Source organism: Candidatus Solirubrobacter pratensis (assembly GCF_000425945.1).
Classification (GTDB): domain Bacteria; phylum Actinomycetota; class Thermoleophilia; order Solirubrobacterales; family Solirubrobacteraceae; genus Solirubrobacter; species Solirubrobacter pratensis.
In genome coordinates, this window is sequence record NZ_KE384480.1 from 920,070 (window position 1) to 939,336 (window position 19,267).

Genomic DNA, 19,267 nt, shown 5'->3' on the forward strand with positions numbered 1-19,267 from the left:
TGGAGGAAGGGTGCGCCGAGGCTCGAAACGAGCCCCATGAGCGAGAACGAACCGCACGTGTCCACGGACGAGCTGCGCGCCGCCCTGGCGCCGCGCGGCGAGTCGCGCCGCAACCCCGTGCTCGTCTCCGAACAGAACGAGCACGCGACGATCGAGATCCACGAGCTGCGCGCGGCGCTCGACGAGGCGCGCGCCGAAGGCGAGGCCTCGCGGGCCGCCGCCGGCCAGCTCCGCGGCGCCCTGGACTCGGCCCGCGCGGACGCGATCGAGCTCCGCGCCGCGCTGGACGCGACCCGCGGCGACGCCGCGGAGCTGCGCGCCGAGCTGGCCTCGCTGCGCATCGACGCCCGCGACCGGCGGACGGCGCTGGATCAACTCGCTCGGGCGGGCCTGTTCCGGCGCCGCTCGGTGCTGCGCGACCTCAAGGAGCGCGGCCTGGTCTAGCGCCGCAGGCGCAGTCCCTGCATCCCGCCGTCGACGGCGAGCGCGGTCCCCGTGGTCGACGATGCCCCGGGCGACGCGAGATAGACGATCGCCTCCGCGACCTCGCGAGCGCTCACCAGGCGGCCCATCGGCTGGCGCGCCTCCAGCGCCGCCCGCTCCGCCTCGGGATCGCCGGCCGCGTCGAGCAGCCGCTGGACCCACGGCGTGTCCGCGGTCCCCGGTGTCACGCAGTTGACGCGGATGCCCTCGGCGACGTGGTCGGCGGCCATCGCCAGGGTGAGCGAGTAGACCGCGCCCTTGGTCGCGCTGTACAGCGCGCGGTTCGGGAGGCCGGCGGTCGCGGCGATCGAGCAGGTGTTGACGATCGCGGCGCTCGAGGACTCGCGCAGGTGGGGGAGCGCGGCGCGGGCGACGCGCACGAGCCCGAAGACGTTGACGTCGAAGACGCGCTGCCACTCGGCGTCGTCGTTGGCCGCGACGTCGCCCTGGGCGCCGACGCCGGCGTTGTTGACGAGCACGTCCAGCCCGCCGAGCTCCTCGGCCGCGCGGGCGACGGCCGAGCGCACCGCGGCGTCGTCGGTGACGTCCGCCTGCAGCGCCAGTGCGCCCGCGGGCGCGCCGGACACGTCGCGATCGAGGACGGCGACGCTCGCACCGCGCTCCAGCAGCAGCTCAGCCGCGGCGCGCCCGATGCCCGACGCGCCGCCGGTGACAAGGGCCTTGATTGCGTTCACGCGCGCAGCCTAGAGCGCCGCGCTTCACTCTGTGATGCGGTCCGGGAGCCGGAAGCGCCCGAAGAACGCCTTCAGCCGGGCCGCGTCGGCCGCGTGCTCCGGCCAGTGCTCGAAGTCCTTGGGGTCCAGATCCATCGTACGCACGATGAAGTAGTCGACCTCGAGCACCTCCTCGCCGCGCAGGCTCATCACGCCGAGCGAGAACGGCAGGTAGGCCTGCTCGTCCTCGTCCCAGTGGTAGGCGGCGAGCGCGGGCTGCCCGTTCGCGTGCGTGATCAGGTGCTTCCAGCGGAACTCGCCCGAGAGCGGCGACAGCCGCAGCCACGTGCCGATGCCGTCGTGGCCGGCGTACCAGGTCGCCAGCGGCGGCATCGTGATCGCCGCGTCTTCGGCGAGCATCGAGACGACGGCCTCGACGTCGTTGCGCTCCCACGCGTCGACGTACCTCGTCACCAGCTCGCGCAGCTTCTCGTCGCCGAGCGAGCGCAGCGTCTGCTGCTGCGACTGCTCGGGCAGTCGCTCGTCCACGGCCTTGCGCGCACGCTGCAGGGCGCTGTTGACGGAGGCGACGGTGGTGTCCAGCGACTCCGACACCTCGGCGGCGGAGAAGCCGAGCACCTCGCGCAGGATCAGGACCGCGCGCTGCGTCGCCGGCAAATGCTGCAGCGCGGCGATGAACGCGAGCTCGACCCCCTCTCGGCGCTCGTAGCGTGCGTCGGGCGAGGCGTACCCGTCGGCGAGGCCGAGCTGCTCGTCGGGATACGGCTCGATCCAGACGGATTCGACTACGGGCTCACCAGGAGGTGTGCTGCCGTCAGAAGCTGAAGCGTAGTCCACGGGGAGCACGCGCTTCGGGCGCTTCTGGATCGCGTCCAGGCACGCGTTGGTGGCGATCTTGTACAGCCACGAGCGCAGCGAGCTGCGGCCCTCGAAGCGCGGCAGGAAGCGCCACACGCGCAGCAGCGCGTCCTGCAGCGCGTCCTCGGCGTCGTGCACCGACCCGAGCATCCGGTAGCAGTGCGCGTGCAGCTCGGAGCGGTGCGGCTCGATCAGGCTCCGGTACGCGCTCTCGTCGCCGCGCTTGGCGCGGCCCAGCAGATCTTGCTCGTTTGTGAATCGCAGCGTGCTCATCCCTGACAACAGGTGTATCGCAGATGCCGATCAGAGGACGGCCTCGATCAGGTGCGGGCCGGGCTCGGCGATCGCCTCGCGCAGCGCCGCGGCCAGCCCGCGGGCGTCGTCCACCCGCCGGCCCGGGACGCCCATCGACTCGCCCAGCTTCACGAAGTCCAGCGCGGGGCGGCCGATCTCGAGCAGGTCGCGCGCCGCCTCGCCGCCCTCGGCACCGACCCGCGCCAGCTCGAGCGCGAGGATCGCGTAGCTGCGGTTGGCGAGGATCACGGTCGTCACGTCCAGGCCCTCGCGCGCCTGCGTCCACAGCGACTGGATCGTGTACATCGCCGAGCCGTCGCCCTCGAGGCAGATGACCGGCCGGTCCGGCGCGGCGATCGCGGCGCCGGTGGCGACGGGCAGGCCCTGACCGATGGCGCCGCCGGTGATGAACATCCAGTCGTGCTCGGGAGCGCCGAGCGTGGCCTCGGGGAGCATGAACGCCGCGGTGACCGCCTCGTCGACGACGATGGCGCCGTCGGGCAGCGTCGCGCCGACGGCCGCGGCGAACGACATGGCGTCGATCGGCCCGTCGGGGACCTCGGGCGCCGCGACCGGCTCCGGCGCGGGCGCGGGCGGCGCGTTCAGCGCCTCGGCGAGCGCCTCCAGCGCGGCCACCGCGTCCTCGTCCGGCACGCAGAGCCCGTGGATCTCGGTCCCCGCGTCGGCCAGCAGGCTCGGCTGCCCCGGGTAGGCGAAGAAGCCGACGGGCCGCTGGGTCCCGACCAGGACCAGGTGGGCGAGCCCGGCGAGCGCCTGGACCGCCGCCTCGGTGAGATACGGCAGCGGCTCGGGCCGCGGGCGGTCCCCGCCGCGCTCCAGGCGCGCGACGAACGTGTCGCGGATCAGGCGCGCGCCGGTCGCCGCGGCGATCCGGCCGGCGAGCTCGAGCGCGCGCCCATGCGTCGCCGGCGTGCCGAGCAGCAGCGCGCACGGCTCGCCGGATCGCAGCGCCACGACGGCGTCATGCACGGCTTGCTCGGGCGCGCGTGGCGCCGGCGCGGGCGCGACCGGGGGAGAGGCGCCCGGGCTCGGGCTCCAGCCGGCGTCGGCGGGGACGATCAGCGTCGCGATCTGCCCGGAGCGCGCGGCGGCGACGGCGAGCGCCGCGTCGGCCGGCGCGGTGCGGGCGTCGCGCGTCGTGCGGACCCAATGCGAGACCGGCCGCGCGACGCCCTCGACGTCGCTCGTCAGCGGTGCGCCGAGCGGGCGGTGCAGGACCGCGTGGTCGCCGACCACGTTCACGAGCGGCGTGCGCGCCTTGTAGGCGTTGTGCAGGTTCGCGAACGCGTTCCCCAGCCCGGGGCCGAGGTGCAGCAGCGTCGCCGCCGGCCCGCCGGTCATCCGGCCCCAGCCGTCGGCGGCGCCGGACGCGACGCCTTCGAACAGCGTCAGCACGCCGCGCACATCGGGCACCTCGTCCATCGCCGCGACGAGCGCCATCTCCGACGTGCCGGGGTTCGCGAAGCAGGCGTGCACGCCGCTCGCCGCGAGCGTGCGCAGGACCGCCTCGGCGCCGTTCACGACAGCGCCGCCTCGAACGCGGCGTAGGCCGGCTCGCCGAACAGCCAGAAGCGCGCCTCCTCGACCTCGGGATGCGCGTCGAGCGCCTTCCGCGTGGCGTCGATCGCGACGCTCGCCGCGAGGTCCAGCGGGTAGCCGTAGACGCCGGTGGAGATCGCCGGCAGCGCGACGCGGGCGTCGCCGTGCTCGGCGGCGAGCTCGATCGCCCGCGCGTAGCAGGAGGCGAGCGCCTCGGGCTCGCCGGCGCCGCCGCCGTGCCAGACCGGGCCGACGGCGTGGATCACGTGCTTGACCGGGAGGTTGCCGGCGCCGGTGATCTTCGCGTCGCCCGTAGCGCAGCCGCCGAGCCGGCGGCACTCCTGCAGCAGCGCCGGTCCGGCGGCGCGGTGGATCGCGCCGTCGACGCCGCCGCCGCCGAGCAGGCTTGAGTTCGCGGCGTTGACGATCGCGTCGGCCTCCGCTTCGGTCGTGATGTCCCCCCGATGCAGCGTGATGCGACCCATGCCCGAGCACCGTACCCTGCAGGGGTGGCCGACGATCCGCTCCCCGCACTGCGCGCCTCAGACGCCGACCGCGAGCGCACCGCCGAGCTCCTGCGCCACGCGGCGGGCGAGGGGCGGCTGACGGTCGAGGAGCTCGAAGAGCGGCTCAACACCGTCTACGAGACGCGCACGCAGCGCGAGCTCGAGACGCTGGTGGCCGACGTCGTGACGCCGGGCGAGGCGGCGAACGATTCCCGCGTCCGGGTGCGCCGCTCGGGCGACGCGGGGACGCGCTGGCTGGTCTCGGTCATGAGCGGCCACGACCGCAAGGGCAGCTGGCGCGTGGGCTCGAGCTTGAACGTGATCAACGTGATGGGCGGCTCGGACCTGGACTTCAACGACGCCGAGTTCGCCGACGACGTGGTCACCGTGACCGTCTTCTCGCTCATGGGCGGGGCCGAGATCCGCGTGCCCGACGGGCTCAACGTCGAGGTCTCGAACTTCGCCTTCATGGGCGGCAACGACGTCGACATCGGCGCCGGGCGTCCGGACCCCGGCGGCCCTGTCCTGCGCTTGAAGCTGATCTCGATCATGGGCGGCAGCGACGTCAAGCGCGGCCGCAGGCGCTCGCGCGCGGAACGGCGCGAGCTGCGCCGCCGGCGCCGGCTCTAGGCCCGGATCATCGGTGGATCCAGGCTAAGGAGAGCCCGCGAGCACGGCAGGGCGCTCGAGCGCACGCGGGACGAGCAGGCATGTGATCGGCCCGATCGCGAGCCGCTCCGTGGTCCCCGGTTGCAGGTCGGACGGCGGGATGCGGTCGTCAGGCACTGGCAACCCGAACAGCCGGTAGCCGAACTCGGCGGCGCGCTGGCGCAGGGCGCGCCCCGCGTCAGGCCGCGCGAGCCGCCAGCCGGCGGCCACCAGGTTGGGGCCGTGCCACAGCTCCCAGCGCCAGCGTCCGAAGGGCAGCCGGCCGGGCGGGAGCGGATAGAGCGAGTAGGCGAACTCGAGGCCGTGGACGGTCGGCACCATGGACGAGGGTAGTCAATGGGCTAAAGCTCTCGCGCAGATCTGCCGACGGATGTCCTAGGTCAAAGTCAACAGGCACCTCCTTCGACAATGGCACCCCCGCCGCAAGGCGGGTCCGCAAAGTCACGGGGCTTCTGGGTGGGAGCCGGCTGGACTGCCGAAGTGGTCACGGGACGTGCCGCCCGTACCTCAGAGGGGGTCCGCTGTGCGCTGTCCGATCGCTGTGCTGCTCTGTTCCGCCGTCGCCGGTCTCGTCCCGGCGACCGCATCCGCCGCCGGACCGCGCTGCCCCGGCGCCGGTCGCGGCGTCGAGCAGATCGGCACGACCGCCGCGAGGACCCTCACGCTCTGCCTGCTCAACCGCACGCGCGCGGCCCATGGACTCGGCGCCCTGCGCGCCGACGCGCAGCTCATCCGGGCGGCGCAAGGGCACTCCGATGACATGGTCGCCAACCGCTACTTCCAGCACGAGTCGCGCGACGGATCGGGGTTCGGGCAGCGGATCCGCGCGGCCGGGTGGACGCGCGACCGCCGCTCGTACACGCTCGGCGAGAACATCGCCTATGGAGCGGGGCCTGACGCGACGCCGCGCGCGATCGTGTGGGCCTGGATGCACAGCGCCGGCCACCGCGCGAACATCCTCGACCCGCACTTCCGCTTGATCGGGATCGGGATCGCGGTCGGGACGCCTGACGGGGACGGCGGCGCGACGTACTCGGCGGACTTCGGCTCGTAGGGTCGGCGCTCCGCGGCCGCCTGCCTCGCGCGATCTCCGCGCCGAGCAGGGCGCCGCGATCTCCGCGGCCGCCTGCTTCGATCTCCGCGCCGTGCAGGGCGCGGATCTTCGCCTCGCGGAGGAACAGCGCCGTGCCGGGTGGGTCCGTGGAGCCGGATACCTGCGCGACCGCCGGATCATCGGCTGCCGCCGTCGTCGTGCTCGCGACGTGGTCACACCGCGTCGATCGCCTCGTCTGGAGTTCGCGGACGCGCGTTCGTGCCGACAGTAAGGGAGGGGGAGGGAGTCTCTCGGCTTCCGCCGGCCGTTCGGGCGCACCCCTTGCCCGAGCGCCCATTTTTGGGGGGTGTGCCACGAACCTCAACTCATACTTGAGGAACGTGGCGCACCCCTGCCCGCACGCGGCGGGACCGGGATCGCGGGTCGGCGACGCGGCGGACGCAATCCTCTGGGCGGTATCACCGCCGTGACCGCGCGGCTCTCCCCACCACCAAGCAAGGATCGACGGGGGAGGGCAGTGTGGATCGCACCGCCGGACATGACGGACAGGCGCGCTAGTGCCGCCCGACCACGAGCAGGACCGCGACGGGCAATCCGTCGACTGTGACGACGAGCCCCTGATGACCGAGCTGCGCGCCGTGCTGCGGCGCGCCGACCCCGTGCCGGCCGCGGTGCTCGCCGCCGCCCGCGCGGCGTTCAGGATGCCGGCCCCGTGACCGGCTCAGGCAGTGAGCCGGGCCGCGCGATCCGCGAGCACCGGCAGCTCGAGCCGGCGCGCGACGCGCTCGGCCGCGGCGCCGAGGTCGCGCGCCTCGTCGCGCCGCCCGCGCGCCAGCAGCAGCTCGCCGTGGTCGCACTGCGTGATGGCGACCAGCATCGGCGCGTCGATCGCGCGGTTGGCGGCCAGGGCGGCGCGCAGGTGGGCGTCGGCGTCGTCATCGCGCTCCAGCACCGCGGCGAGCAGCCCGAGCGGCCGCTCGACCGAGCCCCAGGACGCGCCGAAGGAGTGCGTCGCATGGCGGTCGGCGAACGGGGCGAGGGCGGCATAGAGCGGCGCCGCCGACTCCGCGTCGCGACACAGGGCGACGGCCTCGGAGACGACGGTCACGGCGCTCAGCCAGAAGAAGTCGCGCGGGATCTTCGGCAGCCGCGCGACGAGCGCGCGGGCGCCCGTCAGCCCCTCCTCCACGTCGCCGCGGATGACCTGGTGCAGCGCGAGCGCCGCGCGCCACGCCGGGACCGCGATCACGCCGCGGGCCAGCGCCTCGATGTCCTCGCGCAGCTCGCCGAGCCGCCCCTGCCAGCGGTAGATCGCGAACAGCTTCGCGGCGTACGTGCTGCGCGCGTCGTACGCCTGCGCGCGCCGGCCCTGGCGGTAGAACTCGAGCGCCATCCGCTCGGTTGCCGCGACGTCGCCGGCCAGCTCGGTGAAGACGCTCTCCCAGCCGAGCGCGATGTGGCGCAGCAGCGGCTGGCGCAGCTCGCGCGCGAGCTCGCTCAACCGGCGCTGCTCGGCGCGCGCGCCGTCCATCTCGCCGAGCTCGCAGAGGTCGTAGATCCGCCACATCCGCGCCTCGGCGGACAGCTCGGGCCGCCCGGCGCGCAGGTGCACGACCTCGTCCATGAGCGCGAGGCGCTCCTCCGTCCAGGCGACGTGCAGGCGCGTCGCGTGGCGCGCCATCAGCGCCGTCACGAGCGTGCTCTGGTCGCCGACGCGGCGCGCCATCGCGAGCGCCTCGGCGCTGACGGCGGCCGCGTGATCCGCCTCGCGCGGGAGGAACGCGAGGTGCTCGGCCAGCCGCGCCAGCAGCCGCGCGCGCGGCCGGCTGTCGTCGGGCGGGAGCAGGGCCAGCGCCTCCTCGAGCCGCGCGCGGTAGCCGCTGTCGCGCAGCGCGTCGACGCTCGCCTCCCAGTAGCGCTGCCCGAGGCCGAGCGCGGCGCTGGCGAGCTGCCCGGCGTCACCGCGCGCGGCGGCGCTGCCGGCCGCCTCGTGGAACTTCGCGCTCGCCTGCTGGGAGAGGCCCGCGCGCGCGAGGCAGCCGGCCCAGGCGAGCAGGACCGCGCAGCGGTCGCGCTCGCGCTCGGGGCCGAGCGCGGCGAGCGCCGACGCCGCGCGCTCGAAGTGCGCCGCGGCGTCCTCGTAGGCGAACGATCGTGCCGCCTCCTCGCCCGCGCGCCGGTTGTGCTCGATCGTCCGCAGCGGGTCGGCGAGCTCGCCCGCGCGCCCGAAGTGCAGCGCGACCTCAGCGGCCTGCCCGGGACGCTCCGGCCCGCGCTCGAGCAGCAGGCCGACGCGCTGGTGCAGCTCCGCCCGGCGCGTCTCGCTGAGGTCCTCGTAGATCGCCATCCGCACGATCCCGTGGCAGAACGCGTAGCGGTAGCGGTCGAGCTCGGCCACGAGGCCGCGCGTCGGCGCGCGGTCGAGCGCGTCCAGCACCCCCTCGACGTCGACGCGCCGCACGCCGGCGACGAGCCTGGGATCGAACACGTGCCCGACGGCCGCGGCGGTGCGCAGCGCCTCGGCCGCGTCGGGCGGCATCGCCTCCAGGCGGCGCACGATCACCGACTTGACGCCATCCGGGACGCCCATGCGCGCGAGCGTGCCGGCCGAGACGGGCTCGCCGGAGTCCGCGACCGACCGCAGCGCCTCGGAGATGAACAGCGGGTTGCCGTCGGTCTGCGACCACAGCTCGTCGGCGAAGTCGGGCACGGTCGACTCGAGCCGGTCGACGACGAGCTCGTCGGTCTCACGCCGGCTCAGGCCTTCGACCCGGATGACGTCGAGCGCATGCCCGCGCCGCAGCTCGGCGAGCAGGTCGGCGAACGGCCGCCGCATCCCCGTCTCCTCGCTGCGGTAGGTGGCGAGCACCATCAGCCCCATCGGGCGGCGGTCGCGCACGACGTGCTGCAGCAGCTTGATCGTCGGCCTGTCCGCCCACTGCAGGTCGTCGAGCACGAGCAGCAGCGGGCGCACGCCCGTCCATCGGCACAGCCGCTCGACGACGGCCTCGAACATCAGGTAGCGCTGCATCTCGGGCGAGACGCCGGTCTGCCCGCCGTGGGCGAGGGCGCGAAGGCGGGGCATGAGCGGCGCGAGCGCGACCACGTCCTCGTCGTCGCCGGTCCCGGCCAGCGCGTCGGGATGGCGGAACGCCTCGACGAACGGCTGGTAGGGAACGATCGGGTCCTCGTCGCAGCGCCCGAAGAGCACCGACCCCGGGCCGAGCACCTGTGCGAACCGCGCCGCGAGCGTCGTCTTGCCGATGCCCGCCTCGCCCTCGAGGAACACGAGCGGCCGGCGGCCGCCTTCGACATGCTGCCAGCGCTCGCGCAGCCCGGCGAGCTGCTCCTCGCGGCCGACGAACGGCGCGCCCTCGGTCCCCGCGGTCAGCAGCGCGAGCGGCGACCCCTCGAGCGCGAGCGGCTCGGCCGCCGGCGCCGGCGCAGCGCCGCGGCGCAGCAGTCGCGCATGCAGGTCCGCGATCTGCTTCGCCGGCGGGTTGCCGAGATGCTCGAGCAGCCGTACGCGCAGCTCCTCGTAGGTCTGCAGCGCCTCGGCGACGTCGCCGCGCGCCGCCTGGATCTCCATCAGCAGCCCGGACGCGGACTCGCTGAACGGGTTGTCGGCGACGAGCCGGTGCGCATCGGCGAGCGCCTGGTCGAGCGCGGGCCCGCCGAGCGCGAGCCCCGCGCGCGCCGCGGTCCGCAGCAGCCGCGGGGTGAGCTCCGCGAGGCGCGCGCGATGGTCATCCAGCCACGGGCCCTCGAGCCCGGGCAGCAGCGGCCCGGCGATCGCGTCCAGCCCGCCGTACGCGGCGGTCCTCGCGGCCTCGAGCTCGCCCGTCGCCAGCGCCACCTCCGCGTCGTGCAGGCGCCGGCCGGCGATCTCGACGTCGACGACGGCGTCGGGGTCGAGCGCGAGCGACAGCTGCGCGCGGCCGCTCACGACGTCCTGGCCCAACGCGCTGCGCAGGCGCGAGACGATCACGTCCAGCCCGCGCTCCGGGGACTTGGGCGGGGCGGCCGGCCACAGCACGTCGATCAGCTGATCGCGCGCGAGCCCGCCGGGGCGGCTGAGGACCAGCGACGCGAACACGGCGCGTCCCTGCCGGCCGCCGAGCGCCCCCGTCACCTCCCGGCCTCGGACGACGGCGGAGAACTCGCCGCAGAGCCGGATGGACGTGCCTTCCACTGCGTTTGCGCGGGCTATGGCGAGATAGTACGTTCGCGCTTCGAAAAAGTGCAGAAAGTTCTCCCACTAGACCGAAAATTGGGGCCATGAGCCGAGCCTGGCCGAATGCGCGTCGCTGGGAAGAGGCCTGTCCGGGCAACGTGGCGGGGAAGGCGCGCGCCCTCACCGCGATCGGACCGATGACCGGTGGATGGAAGCTCTGGGGCCTGCGCCTCGCGTTCTGGGCGCGCCGTCGCGTGGGGTGGTTCCGGCGCTCGCGTGTGAAGAAGCTGCGCCAGCTGTCGTTCATCTACTACGCGCGCTGGGCGCTGATCGACGGGCTCCCGGGCGGAGAAGGCGGCACCGGCACGGAGCTCGACCCGCCGTATCTGTACTTCGAGAGCAACTTCAACGGCGGCTTCGAGGAGTACATCGACGCGTTCGCCTATGTGATCCGCTTCGAGATGAAGGTCATCTTCGGCGGCGTGCGTGGGTTCGCCGGGCCGACGCCGGCGACGCCGTTCAAGCGCTTCATCCGCGGCCACGACTACGAATGCGAGCACTATTTCTGCGCCTATCCGGAGGCGACCTCGACCGACATCGCACAGGCGGTGAGCGTTCGCGACGCGTTCAAGCAGCTGTCCCGGGACGCCGAGCCGGAGGCGTTCGCCCGCAGCTGGCGCGACTTCCTGACGAAGGCGCAGGCGTGGCTGTGAGCGCGAGCGACCCCAACGCCGCGATCGGCGGCCGCGTGTACGCGCTCACCGTCCTGGCGGCGATCCGGCCCGAGTGCCGCGCCCGGGTGCGCGCCGCGCTGCGCGCCCTGCCGCGGCGCCGGAGCCCGTTCGCGGACGTCGAGGGAACGCACTTCGCGCGCCTGGTGATCGTCGACGAGCTGGTCGGCCAGCCGGCGCTCGGCCGCCAGTTCCTGCTCTTCTCGGTCGTGTTCGACGGCCTCACCGCCGAGGATCGCGACGCCTACGCCGAGCGCGTCTGCAAGGCCGCGCCCCCGGTCGTCGACGGCGTGCTCGCCTGCTGCTACGGCCAGCCCAGCGCCAACGATCCGGAGGGATTCGCCGCCTGGCTCGCCGCGCGCCAGATCGAGACGCTGGCGTTCTACTTCGGCGCCGATGCGACCGTGGCGGAGGTCCGCGACGCGCTCGCGCTGCGCGAGCGCGTGCGCGCCTTCGCGCGCGAGACGCAGTACGCCGCCGCGCCTGAGCTGCGAGACCGCTTCCGCCGTGCGTTCCCGGCGGTGGCCCCGTGACCCGGCTCGAGCTGGGCGACATCCAGGGCAACGTCCTGCGCAGCTACGGGATGCGCCGCGCCGCGTACGTGAGCGTCCGGGTCCTCGGCCCGCGCGCCGGGCGCGCCCTGCTGGGACGCCTGCGGCATCGGATCTACAGCGACGAGCGCTGGGACGGGACGCCCGCTCGCGCCGTCAATGTCGCGATCAGCGCTCGCGGACTGACGGCGCTCGGCCTCCCGGCCGACATCGTCGGCAGCTTCCCGCCCGAGTTCCGCGACGGCATGGCGGCGCGCCGGCGGCAGCTCGGCGATCGCGGCCCCAACGGCCCCGCGCACTGGGAGCCCGGGTTGCGCGGCGGCATCGACCTGCTCGTCGGCATCCACGCGTTCGACGACCAGGAGCGCGATGCCGGCGTGCGCGAGCTGCGCGACGACATCGCCGGGACGCGCGGGCGCCTGCAGATCGTCCACGTGCAACGCGCGGCGCAGCAGGCGCGCATGCGCGAGGGCTTCGGGTTCCGCGACGGCTTCGGGCAGCCGGCGGTCGCCGGCGTGCCGGTCAAGTCCCTCGCCGGCCAGGGCGCCCGCACCCGCACGCGCCGTTGGCGTCCGCTGGAGGCGGGCGAGTTCGTCCTCGGCTACCGCGACGACGACGGCGTGCTCCCGGACGCGCCCGTGCCGCCGTTCGACCGCAACGGCACGTTCATGGTCTACCGCAAGCTCGAGCAGGACGTCGCCGCCTTCGACCGGCTGCTCGTCGAGCTCGCCGGCGAGCACTTCGACGGCGACACCGAGCTGGCGGCGGCCAAGCTCGTCGGGCGCTGGCGCAACGGCGCTCCGCTGGTGACGCACCCGGCCCCGCCGTCCGGCGACATCGAACGCGGCGACTACAACGACTTCCTCTACCGCGACGACGCGGACGGCTACCGCTGCCCGCTCGGCGCGCACATCCGCCGCGCCAATCCGCGCGACGCGCTGCCCGGCGGCATCCGGCGCTCCCGCCGGCACCGGATCATCCGCCGCGGCATGCCCTACGACGAGGGCCCGAACGGCCAGGGGCTCGTGTTCGTGTGCTTCAACGCGAGCATCGCCCGGCAGTTCGAGGTCGTCAACGGCTGGCTGCGCGAGGGCGACGTGTTCGGCCTCGCCGGCGAGACGGACGCGCTGACCGGATGGACGCGCGGGCGGGGGAGGATGACGGTGCAGGGCTCGCTCCCCGTGCTGATCGAGACTAGGCCGGTGGTGCGCACCCGCGGCGGCGAGTACCTGTTCGTGCCCTCGCTCAGCGCGATCGACGCGCTCATCGACGGGACGATCTGATGGGACTGCGCCGCGCGCTGCTGGTGTGGCGGCTCGATCTGCTCGCCGCGGTCGCCGCGCGGCTGCTCCGGAGCCCGCTGTTCTACGCCTGGTGCCGGCGCTTCCCTCGGTTGGCGACGATCGCCGGGATGCGCGTCGTCGCCGAGCACGCGGAGGCGAAGCGGGTGCTCGCCCAGGACCGCAGCTTCGGCGTGATCTACCTCGAGCGGATGGAGCGGCTGCAGTCGCCGTTCCTGCTCGGCTTCGACCGCTCGCCGCCGCACGACGGTCCGCGGCGGGCGCTCTACCCGGCGCTCTCGGGCCGCGCGATCGCGGACCTCTACCGCGACAGCATGGCCGCGGCGCAGCCGGTCGTCCGGGGCGCCGGCGGCCGCGTGGAGCTCGTGCACCAGCTCACCGACCCGGTCCTCTCGGCCACCGTCGGCGCTCATCTCGGCACGGGGACGACCAGCCGGCGGCAGCTCGACGCCGCCCGCCTCGTGTTCCGGGACATCTTCATCAACCCGAAGGGCAACCCGGACGTGAGCGAGCCGGCGGTCGCCGCCGCGGCGGCGTTGCGCTCCCACGTGCGAGCATGCGTGCGCGACCGCCAGGCCGAGCTCGACCGCGGCGCCGCGATGCGGCGCGACGTGCTCGGGCGCGTGCTCGACGCCCAGCGGGCGAACCGCGAGCCGTTCCTGACCGACGAGCAGGCGGTGACCCAGATCACCGGCCTGCTGGTGGCCTGGGTGGCGTCGATCTCGCGCGGGATGGCGTTCGCGCTGGACGCGCTGCTGGACAGCGAGGAGGGCGTCAGCGCCGGGCGCGAGGCGGCGCTGGCGGGCGAGCGCGGCCCGGTGTGGGCGGTCCTGCAGGAGGCGATGCGCCTGCAGCCGCCGGTGCCGGGGATCGAGCGCCGCTGCCTGCGCGAGGGGCCCCTGCCGGGCGGCCGGATCGCGCGCGAGAAGGAGCTCGTGCTGCTCACGGGCGCGGCGATGCGCGATGCCAAGGTCTTCCCGCACCCGCGCCGCTTCGACCCGTCCCGCGTGCGCGACGAGGACGCGAGCGAGCTCCTGCTCGGGTTCGGGCACGGGGTGCACAAGTGCCTCGGGCTGTGGGTCAGCGAGCAGCAGATGACCGCGATCGCGACGGCGCTGCTGGTCCGGCCCAACCTGCGCAAGGGCTCCAAGCTCAAGTTCGCCGGGCCGTATCCCGACCGGCTCGACGTCGTGTTCGACCCCGTATGAGCAGGCCCGCGCGCGAGTGCGACGTCGTGATGAAGGGCGCGATCACGAGCGGGGTCGCCTACAACGGCCCGCCGCCCGATCCGCCGGTGACGATGCGCATCGCCGGCCGCATCTGAGCGCCCGCAGCCGCGCCGCAACATTCTCGCAGCGGAGCTGCAGCGCCGTGGGCGCAGGGTCAGGCCCATGGAGCACTCATACAGGGGGATGCCCAGGGCCGCGTCGCTCGAGCGCCTGGTCAGCGACGCCAAGGGCGGCGACGAGCGCGCCTGGGGCGAGATCGTGGAGCGCTACGCGGGCCTCGTCTGGGCCGTCGCCCGCGCGCACCGGCTCGGCGACGCCGACGCGGCCGACGTGTCGCAGGCGACGTGGGTGAAGCTGTTCCGCGGCCTCGGCTCGCTCCAGCAGCCGTCGGCGCTGGGCGCGTGGCTGGCGACCACAGCGCGCCGCGAGTGCCTGCGCTGCATCCGCCGCTCAGGCCGCGCGGAGCGGTGGCCTGACGAGCTCGAGGTCGCCGACGACGGCCCTGCGGTCGACGCCGCGCTGCTCGCCTCAGATCGCGACGCGCTCGTCCTGGGGGCCCTGGCCGGGCTGGCCGACCGCGACCGCGCGCTGCTGCGGATGCTCAGCGCCGATCCGGCGCCCAGCTACGAGGAGATCGGTGCCGCGCTGCACATGCCGATCGGCTCGATCGGCCCGACGCGGGCCCGCGCGCTGACGCGGCTGCAGCGCAAGCTCGAGCAGCTCGGGACGCCCGCGGAGCTGCTGCGCTGATCGCGGCCGGCCGCCGTCACGCGGCGGCCGGTTGCGCCACGACGTGCAGGCTGGGCGGCTGCTCGGCGACGAGCGCGTCCAGCGCGGCCCGCGTGCCGTCCTCGCTGCCCAGCCACTCTCCGAGGCGCTGCCAGAGCGCGCCGTGGTGCTCGCACACGCGCGCGAGCTCGTAGGGCGGCGCGGGCCGTCCCGCCGCGTCGAGGTCGCGCAGGCGCTCCTCCCAGCGGCGCAGCTCGCCCAGCACCGCGCCGGACGGCGCGCCCAGCAGCTCGGCGACCTGTCCGAGCCGGTCGTCCGCGCGCTCCACCGCCGCCGCGCAGGCGTCGTCGCACGCGCGCTCGTCCTCGCCCGGCACGGTCAGCGGCGCCTCGTCGTAGCGCGGGAACGGGACGTCGGCGCCGGGCAGTCCGCAGCGCTCCGCGTGCGTCCGCAGCCCGCGGATGAACGTGAAGCGCGTGCGCGGATGGCGGTAGTGCGTGGCGACGTCGCGAACGCCCTCCCAGGCGGCGCGCTCGTCGGCGAACCACTCGCGCACCGCGGCGATGTCCGGGCGCTCGGCCGCCTGCGCGCGACGCGCGCGCCACGTCGCCTGGCGGATGCGCGCGGTCGCGACGAGCAGGTCGCGCACGTAGCGGCAGCTCTCGAGCTGCTGCACGTTGCGCGGGCGCCGCGGCGTGACGCCGTCCGACGGGAGGTAGAGCAGCTCGAAGCGCTCGAACTCGTGCGTGCCGCGCAGGCCCTTGAGGTCGGGGTCCTCGCTCAGCAGCCAGTCGCGCCGTCCGGCGATGTAGGCGCTGTCGGCGTGCGCGGTGGCCCGCTCGAGCCACGCGACGGCGCGGGCCGCCAGCGTGCTCCGGCACGTGCCGCCGCCGCCGGTCTGGTCGAGCAGCGCCAGCGCGTACGCGCAGGCCGCGTTGTAGTGCTCGTGCCAATGGCGCAGCGGGTGCAGCGTGCGGATCGCCCGGATGCGCGCGTCGATCGCCTCCGGCTGCGGGGGCCACTGGGTGCCCGGCCGGTCGCGCTGCTTGCGGATCCAGTCGAGCCGCAGCCCGATGCAGAGCTCGGTCAGCTTGACGGTCGCGATGCTCGGGCGCGTGCGGGTGAGCACGTGCCGGCGCAGGTCGCGCCGCAGCGCGCGGCAGTCGCGCAGCGCGTAGGCGGCCAGCAGCTCGCGCAGGATCAGGAAGCGCTGCTCGTCGGCGCCGGCCGGCTCGCCGAGCGCCCACTCCGCCAGCCGCCGGCTGCCGAAGCTCAGCCGCTCGACGAGGTGCGGCCGCAGGCAGCCGCGCAGGCGCGCCCGCTGGCGGTCGCGCAGCGTGGGGCCGGCGGGCTCCGGCGGAGCGAGCCATTGCTTGGCGAGCACGCGGCCGCCGAGCAGCACGTTGCGGCGGTAGCGCGCCGCCTGCAGCGCCTCGCGCCGCTCGTGCCGGCCGTGGCGGCCGCGCACGCGGTCCTCGCGGCGCGCACCGGCGGGGGAGGAGGTCGCCTCCATCCCGAGGTAGGTCGCCAGCGCGTCGAGGTAGAGGCCCAGGCGCTCCTGCAGCTGACCGATGCGCAGCCGCAGGACCATGTTGAGCGGGTCGTGCTCGACGGCGCGCCAGTAGGCGTCGAGCGCCTCGTCGTAGCGGCGCTCGTGCTCGAGCCGCGCGCCCTCCTCGTACGCGTGCAGCAGTCCCTGGGGCATCGCGTAGCCGCGCCAGACGCCCCACGGCGAGCGACAGCGCCGCGTCTGGGGAAGGATCACGGCGGTCGCCTCGTCGGCGGCCTGGCGCAGCGCGACGTCCCAGGTCTCGCCCCACACGGTCACCGGCGGGGTGCCCGAGCACGGCATCCGCACGACCTGGACGGCGACGCCGTAGCGCGGCCGCTGCTCGCGCTCGAGCAGCACGCCGCGGACCTCATACGCATGCGTCGGCTTGGCTGCGCGCAGGAGGCCGACCAGCCACGCCAGCGGCTTGCCCGAGTCCATCCCGGAGCGGCCCAGCACGTCGAGGAAGTCTCCCTCCGGGGCGGCGCCGACCGCCGGCGCGGGCGCCTGCAGGTGCAGCGTCATGAGCCGGCGCCGGAACGCGAGCGTGAGCTGCTCGACGTCCGCCGCGGTGAGCGGCGTGCCGGCCGTGAACGTCGCCACCTCGATCTGCCCCGGCCGCCACGCGAGCCAGTGCAGGATCAGGTGGCGGACGCACCACGCCAGGTGCAGCAGCACGGCGGCGATCAGCACCGCGGCCACGGCAGGCCCCGCGGCGGCCTTCAGGAGCGGGAAGTCCGGCTCGGAGCCGGCGAGCATGCCGATCGCGATCACGAGCCCCGCCGCGACCAGGGCTCCCGCCGACCAGCCGAGCACTGCCGGCCAGCGGCTCGGGTAGCGGACCGCTCGCGCGCTCGCGTTCCTGCTGCGTGTCATGCGATGCAGACCTGCACGATGGCGGCCTTGATACACGCGGTATTCGGCCGTGCCCGCAACCAAATGTCGCCCACGCGAACAATGTGGCGCGGGTGAGAACCTGCGAGAGTGATCGTCTGCGGCGGCAACGCCGTAATGATCGGAAGAAGCAAGAGATTCGTTCGAGGCCTGACGGAAGCTGTAGGGTGCGTCCATGACCACCGCCGGACGTGTCGAGCAGGCCAGGGAGCCGCAATATCCGGCGATATCTTCTGATTCGGTGACTTGGACCCCGAAGCCGGCGATCGAGCTCTCGAGCCAGCGCGCCGTCCGCCGCCACAACCTCGGCGTCGTGCTTCGGCAGGTCGTCGAGCGGGGGCCTCGCTCGCGCGCGACGATCGCCCTCGACACCGGGCTCAACAAGACGACGGTCTCGAGCCTCGTGAGCGAGCTGATGGACCTCGGGCTGCTGGTCGAGCGCGGCGCCGAGGCGCGCGCCACGGCGGGCCGGCCCGGACTCGTGGTCGACGTCGCGCGCGAGGGAGCGGTCGCGCTCGGGCTGGAGATCAACGTCGACTACCTCGGCGTGCAGGCGACCGACCTGGCGGGCGGCTCGCGCTACAAGGCGATCGAGGCGGCCGACAACCGACGCCGCGGCTCCGACGTGGTGCTCGACCGGCTGGCGGACCTGGCCACCGAAGCGCTGCGCGAGGTGCGCGCGCAGGGGCTACGGCCGATCGGCGCGACCGTCGCGCTTCCCGGCCTGGTCGACGTCACACGCGGCGAGTTGCTCGCCGCGCCGAACCTGCACTGGACCGACGTCCCGGTCGTCGAGCTGCTGCGCGAGCGCATGGGCGCCGACCCGCTGCCGCTCGGCGCCGACAACGAGGCCAACCTCGCGGCGCTGGCCGAGCTCTGGGAGGGCGCGGCCGTCGGTCTGAGCGACTTCATGTACGCGTCCGGCCAGGTCGGCGTGGGCGGCGGGATCGTCCTCGGCGGCGAGCTGTTCCGTGGCTACCGCGGCTTCGGCGGCGAGTTCGGCCACACGACGGTCGAGGCCGACGGCCTCCCGTGCGCGTGCGGCAGCCACGGCTGCCTGGAGACGCGCGGCGGCCTGGAGCCGCTGCTGGCCGCCGCGGGGCTGGACAGCGAGCAGATCACGACCACCGGCTCCGGCAAGCCCGTCGCCGAGCTGGTCAAGCGCGCCGAGGCGGGGGAGGAGACCGCGCTGGCCGCGCTCGCGGACTGCGGGCGCTGGCTCGGCGTCGCGCTCGGCTCGGTCGTCAACCTGCTGAGCCCGCAGGCGATCGTCCTCGGCGGCTACTTCGCGCCGATCTCGCAGTGGCTGAAGCCGCCGATCGAGCGCGAGCTGTCCGAGCGCGTGCTCGGCGGCGCCGCCGCCGTCCCGCCCGTGCTCCCGTCGAGCCTCGGTCCCGAGGCCGCCGTGCGCGGCGCGGCCGCGACCCAGCTCCGCCGCGTGCTCGCCGACCCGACGCTCGTCAACGCCTAGCCGCCCGCGGGTCTGCGCCCGCTGACCGGTTGGCAGGGCGACGGTCGTGACCATCGGCTCGGCGTGCTGTTCGTCCGCTCGCACGTTGATCTCACCCGCCCACCCGAAGAGAATCGGCGGCATGGACATCGCGGCGCTGATCGATCGCTACGACGCGGCGTGGAACGCGCAGGACCTCGACGCCATCGCGGCGCTGCACGACGACGCCGTGGTCTTCCACAACCACACCGCGGGCGAGCGCGTCGCCGGCGCCGGGCCGGTGCGTGAGCACATCGGCGCGATCTTCGCCCGCTGGCCGACCCTGCGCTTCGAGCGCCGGGCGCTGCGCTGCGGCGCGGACTTCGCGGTGAGCGAGTGGACGGCGCACGCGACGCACCCCGACGACGGCCGCGAGCTCGAGTGGGACGGCGTCGACGTGTTCCCGATCACGGCGGACGGCCGGATCGCGCGCAAGGACGTCTACTCGAGCTCCGGCACGCCCCGCGTCAAGTAGCGCGAAGGCCCGCGCGAGGCGGGCCT

17 protein-coding genes and 1 riboswitch are annotated in these 19,267 nt (G+C 74.7%); of the genes, 10 read left to right on the forward strand and 7 right to left on the reverse strand.

The window, feature by feature from the left end; translation table 11 throughout:
• Positions 1–36 precede the first annotated feature (36 nt).
• A complete protein-coding gene (locus H958_RS0129085; RefSeq protein ID WP_028061240.1) occupies positions 37–444 on the forward strand; it encodes a hypothetical protein in 408 nt (135 codons plus the stop codon).
• Here H958_RS0129085 and H958_RS0129090 read toward each other — a convergent pair.
• Genes H958_RS0129090 through H958_RS0129105 form a run of 4 tightly spaced genes read right to left on the reverse strand, consistent with a single transcriptional unit; the run spans position 441 to position 4,375 of the window.
• Positions 441–1,178, reverse strand: a complete 738-nt coding sequence (locus H958_RS0129090) for an SDR family NAD(P)-dependent oxidoreductase (RefSeq protein WP_028061241.1) — start codon at positions 1,176–1,178, stop codon at positions 441–443. The two genes, H958_RS0129085 and H958_RS0129090, sit on opposite strands and share 4 nt — an antisense overlap.
• A gap of 24 nt (positions 1,179–1,202) precedes the next feature.
• Positions 1,203–2,309: a sigma-70 family RNA polymerase sigma factor gene (locus H958_RS0129095; RefSeq protein WP_051324934.1), complete on the reverse strand. Its 1,107-nt coding sequence runs from the start codon at positions 2,307–2,309 to the stop codon at positions 1,203–1,205.
• Positions 2,310–2,339: 30 nt separating this feature from the next.
• Positions 2,340–3,872 (reverse strand): acetolactate synthase large subunit, encoded by a 1,533-nt coding sequence (locus H958_RS0129100; protein ID WP_028061243.1) that lies wholly within the window; start codon positions 3,870–3,872, stop codon positions 2,340–2,342.
• Positions 3,869–4,375 (reverse strand): O-acetyl-ADP-ribose deacetylase, encoded by a 507-nt coding sequence (locus H958_RS0129105; protein WP_028061244.1) that lies wholly within the window; start codon positions 4,373–4,375, stop codon positions 3,869–3,871. Before H958_RS0129105 ends, H958_RS0129100 begins: the two co-directional genes overlap by 4 nt.
• 24 nt (positions 4,376–4,399) lie before the next feature.
• On the opposite strand from H958_RS0129105, the gene H958_RS0129110 reads away from it, so the two are divergent.
• Positions 4,400–5,026: a DUF1707 SHOCT-like domain-containing protein gene (locus H958_RS0129110; RefSeq protein ID WP_028061245.1), complete on the forward strand. Its 627-nt coding sequence runs from the start codon at positions 4,400–4,402 to the stop codon at positions 5,024–5,026.
• A 24-nt stretch (positions 5,027–5,050) separates the two neighbouring features.
• Here H958_RS0129110 and H958_RS0129115 read toward each other — a convergent pair whose 3' ends face one another.
• Positions 5,051–5,383: a hypothetical protein gene (locus tag H958_RS0129115; RefSeq protein ID WP_156028379.1), complete on the reverse strand. Its 333-nt coding sequence runs from the start codon at positions 5,381–5,383 to the stop codon at positions 5,051–5,053.
• Positions 5,384–5,465: 82 nt separating this feature from the next.
• Positions 5,466–5,545, forward strand: a riboswitch (cyclic di-GMP riboswitch).
• Between the two features lie 61 nt (positions 5,546–5,606).
• Here H958_RS0129115 and H958_RS0129120 point away from each other — a divergent pair.
• Entirely contained in the window at positions 5,607–6,119 is a 513-nt protein-coding gene (locus H958_RS0129120) for a CAP domain-containing protein (protein WP_051324935.1), read from the forward strand.
• Between the two features lie 721 nt (positions 6,120–6,840).
• Here H958_RS0129120 and H958_RS0129130 read toward each other — a convergent pair.
• A complete protein-coding gene (locus H958_RS0129130; protein ID WP_231379397.1) occupies positions 6,841–10,251 on the reverse strand; it encodes an ATP-binding protein in 3,411 nt (1,136 codons plus the stop codon).
• Between the two features lie 146 nt (positions 10,252–10,397).
• On the opposite strand from H958_RS0129130, the gene H958_RS0129135 reads away from it, so the two are divergent.
• The 5 genes from H958_RS0129135 to H958_RS0129160 all read left to right on the forward strand — a co-directional run bounded on the left by H958_RS0129135 (position 10,398) and on the right by H958_RS0129160 (position 14,855).
• The gene (locus H958_RS0129135; RefSeq protein ID WP_156028380.1) at positions 10,398–11,006 is read left to right on the forward strand and encodes a hypothetical protein; all 609 of its coding nucleotides are present in this window, start codon (positions 10,398–10,400) and stop codon (positions 11,004–11,006) included.
• A complete protein-coding gene (locus tag H958_RS0129140) occupies positions 10,997–11,557 on the forward strand; it encodes a hypothetical protein (protein WP_156028381.1) in 561 nt (186 codons plus the stop codon). Before H958_RS0129135 ends, H958_RS0129140 begins: the two co-directional genes overlap by 10 nt.
• Positions 11,554–12,858 (forward strand): Dyp-type peroxidase, encoded by a 1,305-nt coding sequence (locus H958_RS0129145; RefSeq protein ID WP_028061251.1) that lies wholly within the window; start codon positions 11,554–11,556, stop codon positions 12,856–12,858. The genes H958_RS0129140 and H958_RS0129145 overlap by 4 nt, the downstream gene beginning before the upstream one ends.
• Complete coding sequence (locus H958_RS0129150; RefSeq protein WP_028061252.1) at positions 12,858–14,084, forward strand: cytochrome P450; 1,227 nt, start codon at positions 12,858–12,860, stop codon at positions 14,082–14,084. Before H958_RS0129145 ends, H958_RS0129150 begins: the two co-directional genes overlap by 1 nt.
• Positions 14,085–14,288: 204 nt before the next feature.
• Positions 14,289–14,855: an RNA polymerase sigma factor gene (locus H958_RS0129160; RefSeq protein WP_028061253.1), complete on the forward strand. Its 567-nt coding sequence runs from the start codon at positions 14,289–14,291 to the stop codon at positions 14,853–14,855.
• Between the two features lie 16 nt (positions 14,856–14,871).
• Here the strand turns inward: H958_RS0129160 and H958_RS0129165 are convergent, their stop codons facing one another.
• On the reverse strand, positions 14,872–17,259 hold the full coding sequence (locus H958_RS0129165; RefSeq protein ID WP_156028382.1) for a hypothetical protein: 2,388 nt from the start codon (positions 17,257–17,259) through the stop codon (positions 14,872–14,874).
• Between the two features lie 259 nt (positions 17,260–17,518).
• Between H958_RS0129165 and H958_RS0129170 the strand changes: the two genes are divergently transcribed.
• Both H958_RS0129170 and H958_RS0129175 read left to right on the forward strand, forming a co-directional pair.
• Complete coding sequence (locus H958_RS0129170) at positions 17,519–18,748, forward strand: ROK family transcriptional regulator (RefSeq protein WP_037411557.1); 1,230 nt, start codon at positions 17,519–17,521, stop codon at positions 18,746–18,748.
• Between the two features lie 121 nt (positions 18,749–18,869).
• The gene (locus H958_RS0129175; protein ID WP_028061256.1) at positions 18,870–19,241 is read left to right on the forward strand and encodes a nuclear transport factor 2 family protein; all 372 of its coding nucleotides are present in this window, start codon (positions 18,870–18,872) and stop codon (positions 19,239–19,241) included.
• Positions 19,242–19,267 lie beyond the last annotated feature (26 nt).